Below are 20,380 nucleotides of genomic sequence, written 5' to 3'. Positions count from 1 at the left end.
AGCACGGATACCCCCCCCCCATAAGTATTTTTGTTTCAAGGGTTTTTGCACTAAATGTTTAAGCGATACGCAAAAGTTCAAGCACGTAAGAGGGCTGGGTGATTCTTGGTCGAACAGTATAAGAGCGGCAGCCGATACCAAATAATCCAATGGCACACGCCTACAAACAAACTTCAATCCAAAAAAACAAAATCAAAGCCGAATCGGAACAACCGCAACAACAAACTACACGTAAGAGGCGGAGCGTTGTGAGACAAGAACTAGCCAGCCCTCATACAACAGTAAACAAAGAATACCGTTCGCACGCGTAGACAGCGCGAACGATTTGTCTTGTAGTGCGTTTGTATTAAAAAACACGGAAATTCGGTACAAACGCACTACAGTTTTGTGTGCAAAAATAACAAAAACCGCGAAAGTCAATAAAATCTTGACTTGCGCGGCTTATAAATCTTAGAAAAGCTTAGAAACTTTTAAGAAAAATTCCTAAGCAAAACCTTACTCGGCAGCAGGAGCTTCTGCAGCAGGAGCAGCAGCATCAGCAGGAGCAGCAGCTGGCTCTTCTGTAGCAGCATCTTCTGGAACGGTAACGCTAACAACAGACTCTTCGCCATCCATGTCGAGAACAACGCCCTCAGGAAGCTTAACGTCTTTAGCAAACACCTTGGTGCCATCGGTTAAGCCGTCAACATTAACAACCAAGCGCTCTGGCAAGTTGGCAACGTCTGCGCGAACCTTAAGCTCCTGAACGTCTACGAATGCAACAGCAGCACCCTTTGGAGTGCCTTCAACAAACACTGGCACCTCAACGTCAATCTTCTCGCCAGCCTTAACTTCGTAGAAGTCAATGTGCTCAACAATGCGCTTAACAGGGTTGCGCTGAACATCCTTAACAACTGCGATTCGCGATTCCTTACCAAACTTAATGGTAAACAAGGCGTTTGCGTGACGAAGCGAAAGAGTGGTCTCCCTCATTGGAAGAGTAACGTGTACAGGTTCAGCACCGCCAGCGTAAATGCTTGCTGGAATCAAATTTGCAACACGCAAACGGCGAGCAACGCCCTTACCGAATTCATTGCGCACATTGCCTTCAAGTGTAATCTTTGTAGCCATATCGGTCTCCTTATGGTCTGGATTATGCGGATAATCTTATTTAAATCCAGCTTCAGGCGCACCGACGCGCCGAAAACCATATTGGCATCAGCCCAGTCGATAACGGAACTTACACAACAATCGCAGTGTTATTCCCTCGCCAAAGCAACTTGTCTAGTCTACAAAAACACTTTGACATGCGCTTATCCAAAAAATATCAACACAGAATCAAGGCAATATCAAGGCAAAAAGTGACTTGAGCCACACAAGCTATTATCATATATAAAAGAAGTAAGCGCGCATTAAATTGTGTGCTTAAAAAAACAAGCTGATTTTGTGACTCAAGTTGTAACACAAATTACACGTTGCAACACAAATTTATGATTCAAAATTGGCACAATTAAGGAGCAGACGTGTCCGTGCTAAACACACTCCAGCAGCAAGCTTTTAATCTTGCTCGCAAGGCTTTGCAAATTGGCAGCAACTTTGCGCATCCAGTTAGCGACGATCGCTCGGGAAGCCAAAACTACTCGCAAGTCGAAGAAAAACAAGAAGCAACAAACACGCTACTTGCGCAAAAATCGCGTCTGCCTCTCGTAGATTTGCCTCGCATAGAAGAGTGGGGCGCAGAGATGCCAACCACAACGTTCTTAGACCCACAAACTGGCTTGTTGACTACAAAAACCGAGGGAAGCGCTCCGCTAGATGAAGGCACAAGCATCTACGACTTGTATGCCGATAGAGCAGCACGCATGGGGGACGATCCGCTTTACACATACAAAGAAAACGATGAATGGGTTACAAAAACCGCAAATCAGTTCCTTAAAGAAGTGCGAGATGCCGCAAAAGGCTTAATGCACTACGGTTTGCGCAAAGGCGATGCTGTTGCGTTAATGTGCAAAACCTCGTACGAGTGGGATATTGCGGACGCTGCAGTTATGGCTTGCGGAGGCGTGCTTGCTACGATTTACGACACTGATTCTGCCGAGCAAATTCGCAACATTGTAAACAACTCCGATTCGCGCTTTTTGATTGTTGGAACAACAGATATGAAGGAAAAAGCAGATGGCGCAATCGAAGAATGCCCAAGCCTTGAGCGCATTATTTGCATAGAAACAGGCGGATTGGCGGAACTTCAGGCTTTTGGATACGCTGTTAGCGATGAAGAGCTAGACGAGCGCATTGACTCGGTTAAAAAAACCGACTTGTGCTCAATCGTGTACACTTCTGGCTCTACGGCTGCGCCAAAAGGCGTGGAAATGACGCATGAGCATTATTGCACAACGGCATTAAACTTGCCGATTTATTTGCCAGATTTACTTAGCGAGCCTGATGGATCTGTGCTTCTGTTCTTGCCTCAAGCACATTCGTTTGCGCGCGCAATCAACTATATTGTTGTTGCTAGCACACTCAGAATCTACATTGCACAAGGCATTACAACGCTTATATCCGATCTTCAAGTTGCAAAGCCAACCGTTATGATTGTTGTTCCACGTGTGCTCGAAAAAGTGTATAACGCGGCTTCGCAAAAGGCAGGTCACGGCGCTAAGGGACTTGCTTTCCAGGGTGCTGTTGTTACAGCTCAGCAATATATGAAGGAAGTACAGGATTCTGGAGACGCTAAGGCGCTAACAAAGGCTCGCCGCGCTGCTTACGATCCACTGGTTTACCGCCCGATTCGCCAGGCGCTTGGTGGGCGCGCGCGCTGGATTGTTGCTGGCGGCGCGCCGCTTGATCCAGAGCTGCTAGCGTTCTTCCGCGGCGCAGGCGTGCCAGTTTACGAGGGCTACGGTCTTACGGAAACCACTGCCCCATGCGCATTTACACCTATTGGCGTTCCATTCCGCGAAGGCTCCGTTGGCATTGCTTTCCCAGCTTTCACTTTGCGAATTGCTAAAGATGGCGAAGTGCAAATTAAGGGCACTTGCGTGTTTAAGAAATATCACAAGAATGAAGAGGCCACCGAGACTTCGTTTACAGAAGACGGATGGTATGCTACTGGCGATTTGGGCAGAATTGACGACGATGGCATGATTTACATTACTGGTCGCAAGAAGGACTTAATCATTACTGCTGGTGGCAAGAATGTGGCTCCTGGCCCTATTGAAGAAGTGATTAAGCGTTGCGATCTTGTGTCTCAAGCGCTTGTTCTTGGAGATAAAAGACCATTTATATCTGCTCTTGTTACTTTAGACGAGGAGATTTTGCGCAACTGGCTTAAGACCAAGGGCTTGGACGAGACTATGAGCATGGAAGATGCCGCAAATAACGCGGTTGTGCGTGCGGAAGTCCAAAAGTTTGTGGATATTGCAAATGAGGGCGTATCGCGCGCGGAATCTGTGCGAAAGTTCATTATTTTGCCAGAAGAGTTTACTCAAGAAAACGGCTTGATGACGGCTTCTATGAAGATTATTCGCCCTCGAGTTATTAACCGATACGCTAATTTGCTTAACACGCAAATGTACACGATTCGCAAGAAGTAGCGCTTATGCGCGCTCCGACCTGCCTGAGCGCTTAAAGCGTAGCGCGAAGGCAATTCGGAGCGCTGAGCTTGCTTAAGGTTGAAAGCACAGTGTGCTTTCAACGCAAGCGAAGACGTGAGCGCGCTGTAACGCGCGAACGACGACCTGCATTCGAGCATAAATCGTGATGTGAAGCGTGGCATTAATCGCCAGCAAATCGACTTGCGATTTACGCTCGAACTACTCAAAACCGCGGTTGACTGGTCTTATAACTGACTTGTCTTCCGCGGTTTTTTAGTATCTACTATGCACAAAAATAAGGTTATGTCGCTCGCACATTCTCTTTATCTGTTGTTGCGCGAGGTTTGAGTATTTCTCTCCTCGCAAGTCCCGTCGCTACGCTCCTCTTTTATTGCTCGTATAGAAATACATCAAACCTTCTGAATATCTAGAACAATTGCGTAGCTTTCATCACCGAGATTCTCGATTTTTCTTGCTCTCTCGGCGAGTCACCACCTTCGGCGCTGCGAATAGACTTGCATGAGCGCTTAAAGCGTAGCGTGCGAATGCACTTCGATTCGCTGAGCCGCTCAAAACAGAAGCACTGCTTCTGTGCGGCGAAGGCGTTAGCGCGCTTAGACCGCGCTAACGATACGCCTCTTTCGCTGCGAAAAATCTCGAATCTCCACATAGTTTGGTGTAATCATGTGTACACTCTGAGCACTCATTTCTTCGCTTACGTTAATCCATAGGTATTTGATAAAATCGCATTGAAAACTTGATACCCCCCCCCGGTAGAAAATATGTTTTCCAAAACAAGACGAACGGCAAGAAATTGCTAAAAATCTTGTTCAAAAACACGAGAACTAACGATTTCCTATTATCAAACATGAGGAGAGGTTTTATGAATGCTAAAATCGCAGCAGCTATATCTTTAGGCGCAAGTTCACTGGCATTATTCGCAATGGCAAATGTGGCAAATGCCGATGTTGTAAATCAAAACTCAGATAATGCAAATGTTGAAATTAATGCTAATCATGAGAATCCTAATCCACAGGAAGCTAAAGCAAATGAACTCGCAAGAGAAGCTGAAAAGCTTGAGCTAGAAACCAAAACAGAAATAGACAAAGCCGATGAAACTGTTAAAAACGCAAATAGCAAGCTTGCAAAAGTAAATGAAAAAGTAGAAGACGCATCCAAAAAAGCAGCCGAAGCTATAGAAGCGAAAAATCAAGCAGAAAAAGATGCAGAGGATGCAAAGAAGCAAGATGCAGAAGCTAAAGAAAAAGTAGATGCAGCTCAAAAGAGAGTTGACGAAGCCGAAAAAAATAAAGAAAATGCGCAATTAGTGGCAACTAACGCCGATGATGCAAAGAAGCAAACAGAAAACACTGAAGCACAAGCTATAGATGCAAAGAAGCAAGCAGAAACACAACTTGAACAAAATCAAAACGAACTACAAAATGCCCAAAAATCTGTAGATGAAGCAAAAACAAATCTGAATGAAGAAAACAAGAATCTAAACGCAGCTAAAGAAAATCTTGAAAAAGAAAAGTCATCTTATACTTCTTTAGTTGAAAGCGCAAAATCTCTTGAAGAAGCAAAGAAGAAAACAGATAATGAGCTTAAAGACAAAGAAACAGAATTAAAAGAAAAACAAGCACAGTTAGAGCAACTTAAAAAGTCTGATTCTGCTTTAAGTAATGCGGATTTGGAAAAAGTAAAACAAATTGCTAAAGAGAAAGAATCCGTTTATAAGCAAGCTCAAGAAAAAGTAACAAAAATTAAAGAAACGCTTACTGCAAATACCCAGAAAATTAACAAAACAAGTGAAGAACTAGAATCTAAAGAAAAAGAACTAGAAAAAATCGGTGATTACAAAAAGCTAGTTGAATCTTACAAAAACTTAGACAATCTTAGAGGAAAAGCAGATGCAGCAGAAAAGGTCTACAATGCTGAAAGCAAAAATGATTCTAATACAGAGAATTCATTAGAGAAAAAGTCTGACTTCTACAAGTTCTTGCAATATGTGATTAACACTGAAAAAGCTAAGGAAAATAACAAGAACGAATCTCTTATTGCAGACGCTGAGCGCGCTCAGAAAATTCTTAAAGGCGAATCATATGTGATTCCAAGGCAAGATTTCAAAGATGAATCGTATAAAGAAGCACAAACAATAGAAGCTCCAACGTGGTATGAAGATATTGTAAAACCTGGGCTTGGTAGAATTGGCAGCGCTGACTCTTTGCAAAACATGAAGGAAGCCGCTGAGTATTACGATGCTTTAAACGAGTACAGAAGAAACGATAACAACGCGTTGCAAAATGTAAACGTGCGTTTAAGCTTGATTGCCGAAAGCATTGTGCATTCCTTCTACTCGGCTGCAATTAATAATCATGCAGTAAACCATGAAAAGTATGATAACGCTAGCGTTATGGACACTACACCGTACAAAACTGCAGAAAATCTTGCTTGGGGTGATTACGACGGCCATAAAAATGGTCGAATGAAATATTCAAATAACGATTGCAAAGTTCTAGATGACGGTAAAACTTCATGCTTAAAGCAAATTAAAACGCAAAGCACAGAACCTAAACCTACGGACAACAAGTGGAATGCCTTAGACGGCTGGTATACGATTGAAAAGAATCGCTATGAAGAAGCTAGAGATAAAGGAATCTTCTACACATTCAATGGCGATACAACGATTGAAAACAAACTTTCTGAAGCTGGCAAGCAATTCCTTAAGGACAATCAATATGATTTTGGAATGAAATTAAGCCAAAATCCAAACACAAGATTATTCGAAAAAAATGACGAAAATGGCAAGCTAACTAATTTATTTAGTCTTTCCGTAGGTCATTACACTACTTTTGCTAGAAAAGATATAACCGCTGGCGGTTTCGCAGAAGGCGATTTATATATTCAAGAAATTCCTAAGATTTCTGGCGGTAAACAAGAAACTGTTACAAAAAATGAAGACGTTGCCGTATGGCACGGAAGCAATGAATCTTCGATTAGTGTTTCCGAATACAAGAATCTTCTTAGTAATTATGAGAATAGTCTAAAGCAAGAAAAAGCTGATGAAATCGCATCTGAAAATACAGATGAAATCGCTATATTGCAAAAGTTGAATGCTGAAGCAAATAAAGCAAATGCAAATTTGTTTGAAGCTAAGTACAATCTTCGAAAAGTACAATACGATTTGAATGTGCCAGACAAAAAGAGCGCTAAGGGTCTAAAGGAACAAGAATTAGAACATGTAAAAGCCGAGAAAGAAAAAGCAAATAGTGAAGCTAAAAAATATGGCGACCCTAGCGCAAACTGGGGAAGCGAAGAAAATGCAGCTATTGCAAAAAAGCTTGCTCAGCAGTGGCAAACAAAGTACACGCATCTAGATGGAAAGGTTAAAACTCTTAGTAGCTCAATCGATGCTGCGAATGCAAAGAACTCAGCAAATAAAACTGTCTTGGATGCTTTTATAAATGCTGTATACGATTTTGATAGCGCTAAGAACGAGTTAAAAGAATCTCAAGAAGAATTTGCAAAGCTCACTATTGAAGCAGAGAAATACGAGAATGAGTATAAAGTTGCAAGCAAAAATGTAGAAGAAGCCGAGAAACAGTCTCAGTTAACTGGTGAAGCAAAGCAAGCTAAAATCAGCGAGTTTGAAGAATCTGTAAGGAATCTCGAATCTGCTAAAGACGATTTGCAAATCAAAGCTAATGAGACCGCTACTAAATTTGCAGAAGCCAACGAGAAGGTCACGAAACAAGATGAAACTGTTGGTAATGCCACACGGTTGCGTGATTCTGCTCGTAGCAAAGTTAGCAAAGCAGAGAAACAATTAAAACTTGCAAACAAAAATGTAGAAGAAGCTGAACAGAAAGTTGCGAAAGCTAAAAGCCAAGTTAACAAAGCACAGAAGCAAATTGAAGGTGCAAGACAACAAATTGATTCTGCTAACAGAAAAGTTATAGAAGCTCAAAGCCAAGTTAACAAAGCACAGAATGAAGTAGAAAAAGCTAAAGATGAAAAGCAAAAGGCTGATTCCAATAAGGAAAATACAGCTAAGCTAGTATCTGATGCTGCTGCTAAAACCGCTCAAGCGAAGCAAAAAGCTGATGAAGCAAAGTCTGCTATTGAGCAAGCACAACGCATTACAAAAGAAGCTCAAAGCCAATTTGAATCAGCAAAGAAAAAGGCTGAAAACGTTAAAATGCAAGTTTTGCAAGCAAAGCAAAAAATTGCTGAATTGCATGAGAAAGTTAAGACGCTTTTGGCTGGAGCTAAAAATAACGTAATTGAAAGGTACAACGCTACTTTTGCTGCCGTAAATCAAAGCTTCAACGATCTTGAGAATATGTTTATTCTTCGTTTTAAGACGCTTAACACAGTGGAACAGTCTCTTAATAAATCTACTTCTACTTTAGATGAGTCGTTAAAGAAAGTGAATTCGCTGAATGGGACTTCAGAGAATGGAAATGCTGGTAATGGTGGCAATAATGGTGGTAATAATGAATCTCCAACAGTGCCACAAACAGTGCCACAAACAGTGCCACAAACAGTGCCACAAACAGTGCCACAAACAGTGCCACAAACAGTGCCGTCTCATGATGCAAGTACGGATTCAGCGCCTGCTCCTACCCCATCTAAAGAAGTAGAATCAGGCAACGCTAATCAAAATACTGGTTCAACTAGTGAAACACAAAATAACACTAGCAGCAGTACGAGCAACAATAAGAGTTCTAATGAATCATTCGAAAACTACTACAACCAGTATCTTGCAGGCTACGCTAAAAATCTGTTTGGGAACAAGCAACTTGGATTTAATGCAACGATTCCAGCTGCACAATCGCAGAGCGTAAACGGAGCAAACGGTGCAAACGGAGCAAATGCTCAGAACGCTAATTCTGTTGCGGCGAATAATGTTGCAGGCGCAGCGCACGCTAACCGCATCGCAGCAGCGCTTGCAGCCGCTGGCGCTAAAACTGCAGCCAAGGATCTTGCTAAAGCACAAGATGCTGCTAAGGATTCTGCTGCTAAGAGCGAGTCCGCAAAGAACGATGCAAAGGATTCCGCAAAGAGCGAATCTAAGAACGACTCCAAGAATGATTCCAAGAGCGAATCTAAGGATGATTCTAAGAACGCTCAGGCATCAGGCAACGCACAAAACGGAGCACAAAGCACATCCAACAGCACTACGCTTAAGGTTGTTGCAGCTATAGCGGCTGTTGTTGCTGGAATCGCAGCAATCGGAGGCGGCACTTACTTCGCTCGCCATCGTCGCGCATAATCAAAACTAAAGAAAACAAAAACCGCGGTCGACTGGTCTTAACTGACTCGTCTGCCGCGGTTTTTTGTATCTACCATGTATAAAGATCAAATTTTGTGTAGTGCGTTTGTATCAAAAAACACTGAAATTCAGTACAATTGCACTACAGTTCTGCGTGTTTGTGTAGTGCGATTGTATGACGACACGCCGTAAATCAGGTACAAACGCACTACAAGGCAGGTCGTGTCGTTAGCGCGGTCTAAGCGCGCTCACGTCTTCGCTTGCGTTGAAAGCACACCGTGCTTTCAACCTTAAGCAAGCTCAGCGCTCCGAATTGGCAAATCGTTAGCGCGGTCTAAGCGCGCTATTCCTCGCGGCTATTAGTAGCCGCTCGGCTGATTTGGCACATAAAGTCCACTGGACTTTATGCTTGAGCCAAATCACGCTTTGAAGGAGCTTGAAATGCGTTTTGCAATTTCAAGCTCAGTCAAAGCGCTTTGCAGCACAGAAGCAGTGCTTCTGTTTTGAGCGGCTCAGCGAATCGAAGTGCATTCGCGCGCTACGCTTTAAGCGCTCATGCAAGTCGATTCGCGACACGCTCTAAGCGAAAAGGCAGGTCGTCGCGCTAGAAACCCAAGCGCTCAAGCTTCTTAGGGTCGCTCTGCCACCCCTTTGCAACCTTTACGTGCAAATCGAGCACAGCTTTAGCGCCCGTAATACGATTCACCGCAGTACGCAAACGCTTCTTAACGCGCACAAGATGCTCCGCACCGCGCCCAATAATAATCGGCTTTTGCGAATCGCGCTCAACATACACCGACACAATCACATGCGTTTTGTTATCATTATATTGCGCATAGTCCTCATCTTCTGGTCGCACAATACTATCTACAACAACCGCCAGCGAATGTGGCAACTCGTCGTCAAGTTCCTCAAGAAAAGCCCCACGAATCAGCTCCGCAATCATGCTCGAAGGACTCTCTTCGCTAAGCTGATCGTCTGGATACATCTTCGGTCCTTCTGGAAGATTGTCAATCAAAACCTTCTTAACTTCGTCAACATTGTCGCGTTCTAGCGCGCTAACTGGCACAATATCTGTAAAATCAGCAAACTGTTGAATCTCAATCAAATGAGACACCAACTCATCACGGCTTAGCGTATCAATTTTTGTGACGATTCCAATAAGCGGAACCTTCCACACCCAATTTCCAGACGCGTCTCTTTTAGCAAAATCGGAGCGAAGTCGGCTTAAAATCCTGCGGTCTCCCGGCCCAATCTCTTGATCTGCTGGAAGCAAGAAAGCGATAGCATCAACATCTGCAAGCGACTCGTCTACAATATCGTTCAAGCGCTGACCTAGCAAAGTGCGCGGCCTGTGGATTCCTGGCGTATCAACTAACACCATTTGCGCGTTTGGAGTTGTTAAAATTCCGCGAATCGCCTTGCGCGTTGTTTCTGGTCGAGAAGACGCAATTGCGATTTGCGTTCCGATTAGCGCGTTCATAAGCGTTGATTTTCCAACGTTTGGCCTGCCTACTACAGCAACAAATCCCGATTTATAGCCGTTAAAATCAGGCACTTCTACGCTCGCTTTTAGAGAAGGATCTAAATTAGCAAACATTTCGTCATTCATATCGTCCATATAGTCATCGTCCATATCATTACTCATATCATCAACATCTTTCATATCATTCATAATTCAACACTATTTATCGCCATCAACTTGCGATGATTCACTATCTTTATCGCCATTCTTGGCATTATTCTTGCCCTCGCTCCTGCTGTCACTCTTTCCAGCACTCTTTCCGCCGCTCTTTCCAGCGCTATCATCTTCTTCTTTAAGACCCTGAATATCTTTAAGACCCTGAATATCTCGCTCAACGAGAATCGTGGAGACTTTCTTGCGCCGCCCAGCAGAATCAACCGCTGTCAACTTAAGGCCGCGAGTCACAGCACTCGACCCAACAATCGGCACGTTTCCAAGCAACTTAGTAAGCAACCCAAACACAGTGTCCACATCGTCTTCGTCTATATGCACTTCAAAAATATCTTCCAAATCGGCAATCGGCGTGCGCGCAGGCATTTTCCACACACCCTTACTCACCTCTTGCGGATCCGCGTGCTGAGTGCGGTCGTGCTCATCTTCTAGCTCTCCAACAATTTGCTCAATCGCGTCTTCAATCGTCACAAGCCCTGCAATTCCGCCATATTCGTCTACAACAACGGCAACGTGCTGGCGGATTCGTTGCATTTCGTGGAACAAATCATCCACTGGCTTGGATTCTGGAACAAGCATTGGGCTTCGGCCAATCGTAGAAACCGCGCGCTCAGATGCAGCAGGATTAAACACAGTTGCGCGCACAGCATCCTTTAAATACGCAATTCCTTCCAAATCGTCAACCGACTCGCCAATTATAGGAACGCGAGAAAATCCAGATCTTGAGCATAATTTTAGGAAATTTTCCAGCGTTTCGTCGTTTTTAACGCAAATCATATCGGTTCGCGGAACCATGATTTCGCGCGTTAACGTGTCGGAAAGTGTAAGCACATTGCGCATCATCTCCGAAACTTCTGGGTCAAAATCATTTGCCTCTACAAGCCTGTCAATACTCGCTTTAGCTTGATCTAATTGAATATTTTCCAACTCTTCGTCGTCGGAAAGAGCAGCATTTTTCTTATGATTTTGGCTTTGACTTTGCGAATCTCCGCGGCTTGCGATTTTTGCAAACGGATTCATAAAAACAGCAATCGAAACTATTCTAGACAAGCGCATTAGCTTAAACACTGGCTGAGCCGCGCCCACAGACCTTGGCCGCACAAGAATAGAAACAATTGCAACAATCATTGCCACTATTAGTCCGATTAATAGCGTTAGCCAAAAAGACGCACCAAGAGCTGCCGCGATTGCAGCAAAAGCCACGCCGTCCAGCACATTACACACGATTCGCACAAACGCGCACGCTCCGCTCGTTGCGTACCTATCTGCTATAAGCCTCTTTGCTCTGCGAATTCTAGCAAGCTTCCTCAAGCGAACGACTTGACTTTCGTTATCGTTCGTTTGTTCTTCAATCATAAGATTATTAAGACTAGACCTTGTAACTCTTGGCACAGCCCCTTCCGCCGCCGCCATTGCAAGCGAAAGCCACACAAGCAAAACTGCGACTATTGCAATCGCACCCAAGCAAGCCCACATATGCACAGGCAAATCGGGAATCGGCGGAATTGTAATGTTATTTAGCATGATTTTTCTCGTATTCTTCCAGCTCATTTACGGCACCTGCTGGCAAAGTGGCGTCGTAAAGCTCGCCAGATCTAGCTGCAAAGAACGTTAGCAAAAGCTGCCTTTGCAAGCCAAACATTTGCTTTTCTTCTTGAGGCGTAGTGTGATCATATCCAAGCAAATGCAACATTCCGTGAATCGTAAGCAATAGCATCTCTTCCATCGTGCTATGCCCTGCCGCCGCCGCTTGTTGAGCCGCCACCCACGGGCAAATCACAAGGTCTCCAAGCATTCCTTCACTCACTTTGTCGTCGCTTCCAGGAGTCAGCTCGTCCATTGGAAAGCTCATAACGTCTGTAGGTCCTTCTAAGTTCATCCATTTTTCGTGAAGACTAGCGATTGGCTCTGGGTCTACAAAAGTAATCGACAAATCGGATTGAACGCTTACTAGCATTTGTTGCAAAACCCACATTCCAAGGTCGGAGAATATTTTTGGGTCGATTTGCCAAACGGTTTCGTTCATCACTTCAACACTCATGATTACTTGATATTCCTCTCAAGATTTTGCGATTCAAGATTTTGCGATTCGTTGGTTGCTTGCGATTGCTCGGTTTCTTGCGACTTTCCACGCGCATCCCCAGCCTCGCGCTTTGCACCATTCTTCTCGCGCTTAAAATCAGCCTCGCGCTTTTCCCACGCTTCGTACGCTTCTACGATTCGCCCAACAAGCTCGGCTCTAACAACGTCTTGCGCATTTAAGTGAACGAACGCAATACTTTTAACGTCTTTTAGCACGTTCTCAATCGAAGCTAAGCCAGATTTTGGAACCGCTAAATCAACTTGCGTTCTATCTCCCGTAATCACCATTGTGGTGTTAAATCCAAGACGCGTCAAAAACATCTTAAGCTGCTGAACAGTAGCATTTTGCGCTTCGTCTAAAATAACAAAAGCGTCATTAAGCGTGCGACCTCTCATGTACGCAAGCGGAGCCACTTCCACAACGTTCTCGTCCATATACCTCTTAAGTTGCGGCGCGCCCAACATGTCGGAAAGCGCATCGTAAAGCGGCCTTAAATACGGGTCTACTTTGTCGTTTAGCGTTCCAGGCAAGAATCCAAGATTTTCCCCAGCTTCTACAGCAGGGCGCGTCAACACTATTCTTCGCACGCGACCATCTTCTAAAGCTCTAACCGCCTTAGCAACCGCCAAATACGTTTTTCCAGTACCAGCAGGCCCAATACCAAACGTTACGGTATTTGATTCCATTGCTTGCACATAAGCCGTTTGACCCGCGGTTTTTGCGCGAACAGGATTTCCGCCTGCAAAAGTTATAACGCCTTTAGCCATTCGCGCTTTCCGGCTCATTGCGCGCCTTTTAGCATCTTCACTAGATGGCATTAAATCGGCAGAATCTCGAGCAAAATCGCTTTCCATTGCACCAGAACCAAAGCCAGAACCAAAGCCAGCACCATCTCCAGCTCCAGCACCAAAAGACTTTAATCCGCCAAAAACTCCGCCATTGTGCCCAATCCTATCGATTCGCACATTATGCTCACTACCTTTAAGCACATCTCTTTCTAACATGCGTTTTACAGCATAGGAATCAACAGGAGCTTCGTAAGCGCAGTCAACTATTTTGCGCAACGCGTGTTCAGCTTTGCAAGCGTCTTCCTCACTTCTTGCGCTTCTAGATACGATTTTCACACAATCCGCGTGAACGGAAATATCTACGCTTGGAAAAGCCTTCTCCAACTCTCTTAAGTTTGAATCTGCTGCTCCCAAAACAGCAACTGGGCTTAATTCGCTTGGAATTTGAACAATACGCGTTGTACTATTTGCCACGATTTATAAACTACCTTCTTCAAGTTTTTCACCTGTTAAAACATGAGCGTGAACATGGAACACGGTTTGACCAGCTCCCAAACCAGTGTTGAAAACAAGGCGATAATCGCCATTATAAAAGTCGTTTGCAATTTTTTGCGCAACGCATGCAATATGAGCCAAAACATCACAATCATTTTGTGCAAGCTCTGCAACATTCTTGTAATGATTGCGCGGAACAATCAAAACATGCACCTTGGCTTGTGGATTAATATCGTTAAAAGCCACTACTGCATCGTCTTCATACACTTTGCTGCTTGGGATTTGCCCATCAATTATCTTGCAAAAAATGCAATCTTTGTCAGTTATGTATGTTTTGCATGCTTTATCCATTATTTTGCCCACTTTTCAATAATTCTTATTGCAATTCTTATTGCCGAACACCATTTACTATTTTACACAAAACACGCACAAAGCTCGCAAAGATTGCTCTCAAAAATTGCTCGCAAAATTGCTTACTATTCATACCTTCCAAGCGCTCTAGAAAGCAACGATAAGCATACTGGCCCTGCTGTAGATGCGCGTAAAATATTGCTTCCTAAAACGCAACTTTTAGCTCCAGCATCTATAAAACTTTGCACTTCTTCTTCGCTAATTCCGCCTTCTGGCCCTACAATTACGTAAACAGTGCGCGTTTTGCCGTCTTTTAAGCATTTTTCTGTTAAGTCGTTTACGTAGTTTTCGATTTGACTAAAAGAATCCGTTGCGTCTTGATGCAAAACAACTACAAGACTTCCGTAAACACATGCACGCCTACAAATCGCTAGAATCTGCTTGCTTGTTACTGGCTCTAAAAGCTCTGGCATCCACGCTCTGCGCGATTGCTCCGTAGCAGCCTCAAGCACCTGATTCCAACGCTTATCTGTGCGCCCTGGCTTCCATTTTGAGATTGACCTATTTGCGCACCAAGGAATTACTTCGTCTACTCCGATTTGCGTAGCCATATCTATTGCTTGCTCGTCGTGACCCGTTTTTGCAAGCGCCTGAATTAACGCTAATCTGGTTGTTGGCGCTGGCTCTTTTATAAACGAATCTACTTTAACTAAGCCGTTTTCGCTGTCTGTAATCGTTGCGTGAATTCGCACTCCTTTTCCGTCCGAAAGGTCTAGCGAATCGCCATCCGAAAGTCGCATTGCGCTTATTGCATGCCTTTTAACGTGTTGAGGCAAGCTAAGAGTCCAGCCCTCTTCAATCCCATTTGCAAGAACGGGCGCATCGTCTTTATTTGTATCCAGCAAAAACAAAGCATCTGTCATAATTTAAGCCTAACGTTAGGCGCAGCCAACATTTTTGCTACTTCTGTGATTCTGGGCAAGTATTTCTACTTCTGCATTTTCGCTCAAGTATTTCTGTGCAAGTATTATGGCAAACTAGAATTATACGAATTGGAGGTATGCGCAAATGGTTGACGATTTTAGACGCAACTTTGCGCATTCCATTAATCAAGATTGCACTACAAGCGATGAAGCTTTTGTGACTTTTCGCGTATCTCGTTTTACGCCAGATGATGATTCTTGCGATTCATCGATTACTGGCGATTCTTGCGATTCTTTCAATTCCGCAGTTGCTTGCGATTCAAGCACAAATTCAAGCACCAATTCAACCGATTCAACACCAAACGCTTCCGCCAGCTCCCCTGGTTTAGTTAGAAGACACCGAGAAAGCCCTTTTGCAAAAAAGCGTAAAAGCAGCCCATTCCAGGCGCAAAATTCTGGCGATTTACAAGCTAAACCATTAAGAGGAAAACATTGGATTCAAGATTATACGATTCGTGCGCGCAAAAACGACACTATTTTAGACTGCTTGCTTAAAATTAAGCGCACACTAGACCCCACTTTGGCATTTAGATACTCTTGCGGTCACGGCGTTTGCGGATCGGATGCTGCAAACGTAAACGGCATGCCAACTTTACTTTGCACAGCTACAATCGCTCAAAACGCTAGGCAAAATACGCAAACTCAAGGCGTTCGATCAAGCGGTTTTAGAAAAACTGGTAGCCTAAAGTCGCAAGCAACCACAACATCAGTCGCCGAAAATCACAATCTGCAGTCACAATCTAAAGAAATATCTTCACTAATCCAAAATGGAAGCTTTGGCATTATTGAGATTGCGCCACTTTCTGGCTTTGCTGTTCAAAGAGACCTTATTTGCGATCTTTCCCCAATGATTGCGCAGCTTAAAAGACTTGAGCCATACTTGCAAGCGCAAAATGTTCAAACAAGAAACAGCAGCGGAAAGCTTGCGATTATTGAGTTTTTGCAACACCCAGAGCAGCTTGCAAAGTTTGAGCTTTTAAGCAATTGCATAATGTGCGGCGTGTGCGAAGGAATTTGCCCAGTCTATGCAGGCGGAGAAGCGTTTATTGGACCTGCAGCGCTTATAAATGCAGCGCGATTTATTAACGATTCTAGAGATAACGCCACTAATCGAAGATTAGAGTTGGCGGATTCTAGCGACGGCATAAGCGCGTGCCAATCCGTGCGCGCATGCTCTAGGCAATGCCCACGCGGAATCGACGTTGGAGAAGAGATTTGGCAACTTACAACGCTTATAAATGAGCGAAAAATAAGCCAAAATAAGCAAGAATAAGATAAGACTTAAGCTAATTATCTCCGCTAGCAATTCGCACAGCTTCTAGAGGATCGTCTGTAATCGCAAGCAAACTAGGGTCAAAAGACGATATAAGTCCTCTTTCTTTAACCGTAGTTTCAATCCAATTCATAAGACCTTTCCAATATTCGCTGCCGAAAAGCACAACAGGAATTTTAGAAACCTTATGTGTTTGAACAAGCGTAAGCGACTCAAAAAGCTCGTCCATTGTGCCAAAACCGCCTGGGCACACAATAATTCCCGAGGAATATTTTAGGAACATTGTTTTGCGAACAAAAAAGTAGCGGAATTGCATTCCAAGATTCACCCATTTGTTTAAGCCCTGCTCGTGAGGCAATTCGATTCCAAGCCCAACGCTTGTTCCACCAGCTTCTGCAGCTCCGAGGTTTGCTGCTTCCATAATTCCAGGGCCGCCGCCTGTAATCACCGCAAAACCGCGTTTTACAAGCTCTTTGCCCATTATGCGAGCGCTACTGTATTCTGGCTCGTCTGGCTTTATGCGAGCAGAACCAAACACGCTAACAGCTAATCCAAGTTTTGCTAAAGCGTCGAAGCCATCAATAAATTCGGCTTGTATTCTAAGAACTCGCCAAGGGTCAAGGCCTTGCCACGCGTAATTATTATGCGAATCGCCGTTAGGCAAATCGTGTTGCAACAGTGTTTCCGTTGTGCTTTCCTTAGGAATCATTGGACCGCGCATCATTACGGCACCGCTGTAATAAGTGTCTTTCCAAGGTGAATTCTGTTCGGTGTTTTGCGAGCGCGAATCGCAGGAATTATCTGGATTATCAGATTTACCAGAATTATCTAAATTACCTAAATTATTATTAGAAACCATAAGTCACCTTCTAAAACCTTCTAGTCACTTTCTAGTCGTCTTATAATCGCGATTAAAAAGCGCATTAAAGTCAATCTTAATCACTTTTAATTGCTATTAATCACTCTTCAATATCGTCTAATTCTTCTTCCATATGATTCGATTGCTTTGCAAGCAAGAATCCAGAAACAGCAGCCGCAATAATAGACGCCACTAGTACGCCGAATCGTGCCTCGCCCGAAAGATCCGCGTCGCTATAAGAAAGCGAAGCTATTAACAAAGACACAGTAAAACCAATTCCGCACGCGCATGCTGTAGGAAAAAGATCGCGAACGCGCAAATCGTCTGGAACGCGCAAGCCCATAACTTTCTTAGCAATCCAAGCAGTAATCATAATTCCAAGAGGCTTTCCAACAACTAGCGCAATCGTAATCGCAATTAATATTGGAGACAAGAACAGCTGCCAAGTCAAAGTTTCAAAATGAACTCCAGTTGCAAAAAGTGCAAAAATTGGAAGCGCAAACAAAGAAGACAAAGGCTGAATTTTTTGACGATACCTTTCAGCTCTAAGCGACTTTTCGCCGTGAACAAGATGCGCAGGAGTTAGCAAACCAACCATTACGCCTGCAAGAGTAGGGTGAACGCCAGCTTGATACATCATAACCCACGCAAGCAAGCCAACAAGCGCCACAACAGGCCATGGAACGCGCTTTAATCGCACAAGCATAGTCCACACTAATCCGCATAAAACAACGCCTACAAACCAATACCACGCGTTAAGCGAAGAGAAGAATAATGCGATTAATGCAATTCCAAGAAGATCGTCGACTGTAGCCAAAGTCATTAAAAATGCGCGCAATGCTTTAGGAAGCGTTTTAGCAAAAAGAGCAAGAACCGCTAGCGAGAACGCTATATCTGTTGCTGTAGGAATAGCCCAACCAGAGCGAACCATATCTAAAGACGGAAGCGCTCCAGAAGTAAGTCGCATAATCTCTTGACCAGCGTGCAACTCCGAGAATATTGTAACAGTTCCAACAAAAAGAATCGGCGGAACAATCATGCCGCCAACCGCGCAAATCATTGGCATTGCTGCCGCGCGCGGGTCTCTAAGAGATCCTGCAATAAGCTCGTGCTTTAAGTCTAAACCAACTGTAAGGAAGAAAATAGTTAGCACACCGTCTTGAACCCAGTGGCTAATCGACATGTGAATGTTGGTGTATGGAATTCCGATTTGCGTGTGAGAAACAGCTTCAAAAATAGGCGACGCAAATGGCAAATTTGCAAGCATTAATCCAGCTAAAGCGAATCCGAGCATAATCAACCCAGACGTACGCTCATTATTGGCTATTTTGCATGCCACTTTCCACGCGCGCTTTAACATGCTGAATTATCTCCTATAAGTTCTAAGTTAAGTTTTAAGTTTAGAATGCTTGTGCAAAATACGTTACATGCACTAGGACTTACAAGTATATAAGATACGTATCGAAATATAACAAAAACGCCACTCCGATTAGAAGTGACGTTTCAAATTGTGGAGCTAGGGGGATTCGAACCCCCGACCCCCTCCATGCCATGGAGATGCGCTACCAGCTGCGCCATAGCCCCGTTTTAGTCGTATAGCTCAAACGAACCTTTGATAGAATACAACAGATTTTGCTACCAACCAAACTCGGCGTGTCGTATGCAGCGGTTTTTAGCGCTATTCCTATTCGCTGCCGACTACTCACGCCGCCTATTCTCAACTGCCAGATTGCTGCGAGCCAGATTCGCCTTGTTGCGAAGCAGATCCTCCACTCACTCCGTTAGTCGAAGTCGAAGGCGAAGACGGCGAAGAATCGCCAGAAACCGAGGAATCACCTTTAGACCCGCGCGCACCAGAATACGCTCCAGAAACGCCAGAATCCTCAGAGCTTTGATCGCCAGAATCTGCCTTAGACCCATTTGAATCTAAAGAAGAAGAGGAAGACCCTTCGTGAGTCTTTTTATCTTGCTTTTCGCTAGGATTCTTGCTCGAAGAATTTTCACCGTCTTTACTATCTTTGCTGTCTTTACTATCTTTCTCATTTTGCGCATCTTGAGAGTCTTTTTGCACATCTTTAGAGTTCTTATCTTGATTTTGAACGCCATTATTTTGGCCATTTTGCCGCATTTGATTATTTGGATTCTGGCCATTATTCTGCTCGGTATTCTGGCCAGAATGCACTAAATTATCTGTACCCTTTCCTTGAGTAAACAGAAGCACAATGCCAGCAGTAAGAAGAACAGCCGCGAGCGCGCTCAAAATAGCAATAACAATCGTAAGCTTCTTATACTTCGCTTCACTATTTGCGTAATAGCTACCGCCACCTAATTCGCGTTTAGCATCGTTAAGAGTAAGAATCGAGTCTTCGTCTCCTTCCGAAAGCGCATTATCTTCTTCTTTTAGTTTTCTTAAGGAAGACAATTCCATAACACTCGTGCTTTCGGCACTAAGTGCTGGCGCCTTACCCAATTTTGCGTTTTGTGAGTTTGAAGAATCGCCATCTAGTGAAGAATCGCCAGCAAAATTTGCATTATTTGCATTAGAAGCCATTGCAACAACTCTTCTAGCTTGTTTTTCTTTGCTCGAATCAATCATATTATTGTAAACTTCGTATTCTTTAGGCATATCATCCTCTAATGCAATAAAACGCGCATTATTTACCACTTTAGTGTCATCTTCTTCATAGCGGCTTGAACCTGACTTTAGCGCAGAAGAAGACTGTATCTTTTTAGAAGACGCGTGAATAACATTTTGATAAAGTTGCGATGCTACAGCAGACACAATCGAACCTATTGCAACGCCAATAACAGACCCCGCAATACCAATTTTTGACGAAAGCAAAAACGCCGTCACAGCTGCAAGAGAGCCAGCTAGAACTTGCGTAAATGATATTCCCTTAAAGAAGTTCTTCACAAGCACACCTTAAAAATCGTTATCTACTACTATTCACTAAGCAATATGCACCAATTAGTAATCACCAAAAATATTCGCTAATTAGTATTCA

Annotated in this window: 13 protein-coding genes and 1 tRNA gene; 3 read left to right on the top strand and 11 right to left on the bottom strand. The window is 43.8% G+C overall.

What is annotated here, in order from left to right; genetic code table 11:
• Positions 1-495: 495 nt before the first annotated feature.
• Complete coding sequence (locus tag HXT45_RS03135; protein WP_421782248.1) at positions 496-1,110, bottom strand: 50S ribosomal protein L25/general stress protein Ctc; 615 nt, start codon at positions 1,108-1,110, stop codon at positions 496-498.
• Positions 1,111-1,502: 392 nt separating this feature from the next.
• On the opposite strand from HXT45_RS03135, the gene HXT45_RS03130 reads away from it, so the two are divergent.
• Positions 1,503-3,572: an AMP-dependent synthetase/ligase gene (locus HXT45_RS03130; protein ID WP_421782246.1), complete on the top strand. Its 2,070-nt coding sequence runs from the start codon at positions 1,503-1,505 to the stop codon at positions 3,570-3,572.
• A gap of 883 nt (positions 3,573-4,455) precedes the next feature.
• The gene (locus HXT45_RS03125; protein ID WP_421782244.1) at positions 4,456-8,847 is read left to right on the top strand and encodes a Tat pathway signal sequence domain protein; all 4,392 of its coding nucleotides are present in this window, start codon (positions 4,456-4,458) and stop codon (positions 8,845-8,847) included.
• Between the two features lie 604 nt (positions 8,848-9,451).
• On the opposite strand, the gene era is transcribed toward HXT45_RS03125, so the two are convergent.
• The 6 genes from era to HXT45_RS03095 all read right to left on the bottom strand — a co-directional run bounded on the left by era (position 9,452) and on the right by HXT45_RS03095 (position 15,183).
• Positions 9,452-10,522: a GTPase Era gene (gene era / locus HXT45_RS03120; RefSeq protein ID WP_421782243.1), complete on the bottom strand. Its 1,071-nt coding sequence runs from the start codon at positions 10,520-10,522 to the stop codon at positions 9,452-9,454.
• 9 nt (positions 10,523-10,531) lie between these two features.
• Positions 10,532-12,067, bottom strand: a complete 1,536-nt coding sequence (locus tag HXT45_RS03115; RefSeq protein ID WP_421782286.1) for a hemolysin family protein — start codon at positions 12,065-12,067, stop codon at positions 10,532-10,534.
• Positions 12,057-12,584 carry an rRNA maturation RNase YbeY gene (gene ybeY / locus HXT45_RS03110; RefSeq protein ID WP_421782241.1) on the bottom strand — a complete coding sequence of 176 codons (528 nt, stop codon included), beginning with the start codon at positions 12,582-12,584 and terminating at the stop codon, positions 12,057-12,059. Before ybeY ends, HXT45_RS03115 begins: the two co-directional genes overlap by 11 nt.
• Before the next feature lie 2 nt (positions 12,585-12,586).
• Positions 12,587-13,888, bottom strand: a complete 1,302-nt coding sequence (locus HXT45_RS03105) for a PhoH family protein (protein WP_421782239.1) — start codon at positions 13,886-13,888, stop codon at positions 12,587-12,589.
• 3 nt (positions 13,889-13,891) lie between these two features.
• A complete protein-coding gene (locus tag HXT45_RS03100) occupies positions 13,892-14,260 on the bottom strand; it encodes a histidine triad nucleotide-binding protein (RefSeq protein ID WP_421782237.1) in 369 nt (122 codons plus the stop codon).
• Positions 14,261-14,385: 125 nt separating this feature from the next.
• Entirely contained in the window at positions 14,386-15,183 is a 798-nt protein-coding gene (locus HXT45_RS03095; RefSeq protein ID WP_421782235.1) for a 16S rRNA (uracil(1498)-N(3))-methyltransferase, read from the bottom strand.
• 145 nt (positions 15,184-15,328) lie between these two features.
• Here HXT45_RS03095 and HXT45_RS03090 point away from each other — a divergent pair, with 145 nt between their 5' ends.
• Complete coding sequence (locus tag HXT45_RS03090) at positions 15,329-16,516, top strand: succinate dehydrogenase/fumarate reductase iron-sulfur subunit (protein WP_421782233.1); 1,188 nt, start codon at positions 15,329-15,331, stop codon at positions 16,514-16,516.
• Positions 16,517-16,529: 13 nt separating this feature from the next.
• Here the strand turns inward: HXT45_RS03090 and HXT45_RS03085 are convergent, their stop codons facing one another.
• The 4 genes from HXT45_RS03085 to HXT45_RS03070 form a co-directional block, all read right to left on the bottom strand.
• Entirely contained in the window at positions 16,530-17,375 is an 846-nt protein-coding gene (locus HXT45_RS03085) for a TIGR00730 family Rossman fold protein (RefSeq protein WP_421782231.1), read from the bottom strand.
• Positions 17,376-17,475: 100 nt separating this feature from the next.
• A complete protein-coding gene (locus tag HXT45_RS03080; RefSeq protein ID WP_115761834.1) occupies positions 17,476-18,735 on the bottom strand; it encodes a Na+/H+ antiporter NhaA in 1,260 nt (419 codons plus the stop codon).
• A 151-nt stretch (positions 18,736-18,886) separates the two neighbouring features.
• Positions 18,887-18,959, bottom strand: a tRNA-Ala gene (locus tag HXT45_RS03075).
• Between the two features lie 133 nt (positions 18,960-19,092).
• The gene (locus HXT45_RS03070; protein WP_115761833.1) at positions 19,093-20,289 is read right to left on the bottom strand and encodes a hypothetical protein; all 1,197 of its coding nucleotides are present in this window, start codon (positions 20,287-20,289) and stop codon (positions 19,093-19,095) included.
• Positions 20,290-20,380 lie beyond the last annotated feature (91 nt).

The sequence above is a fragment of the Gardnerella sp. DNF01199S genome (assembly GCF_049244155.1).
GTDB classification, from domain to species: domain Bacteria; phylum Actinomycetota; class Actinomycetes; order Actinomycetales; family Bifidobacteriaceae; genus Bifidobacterium; species Bifidobacterium piotii.
Note: the sequence above shows the minus strand (reverse complement) of the source record. Positions and strands in the feature narration are given on the sequence as shown.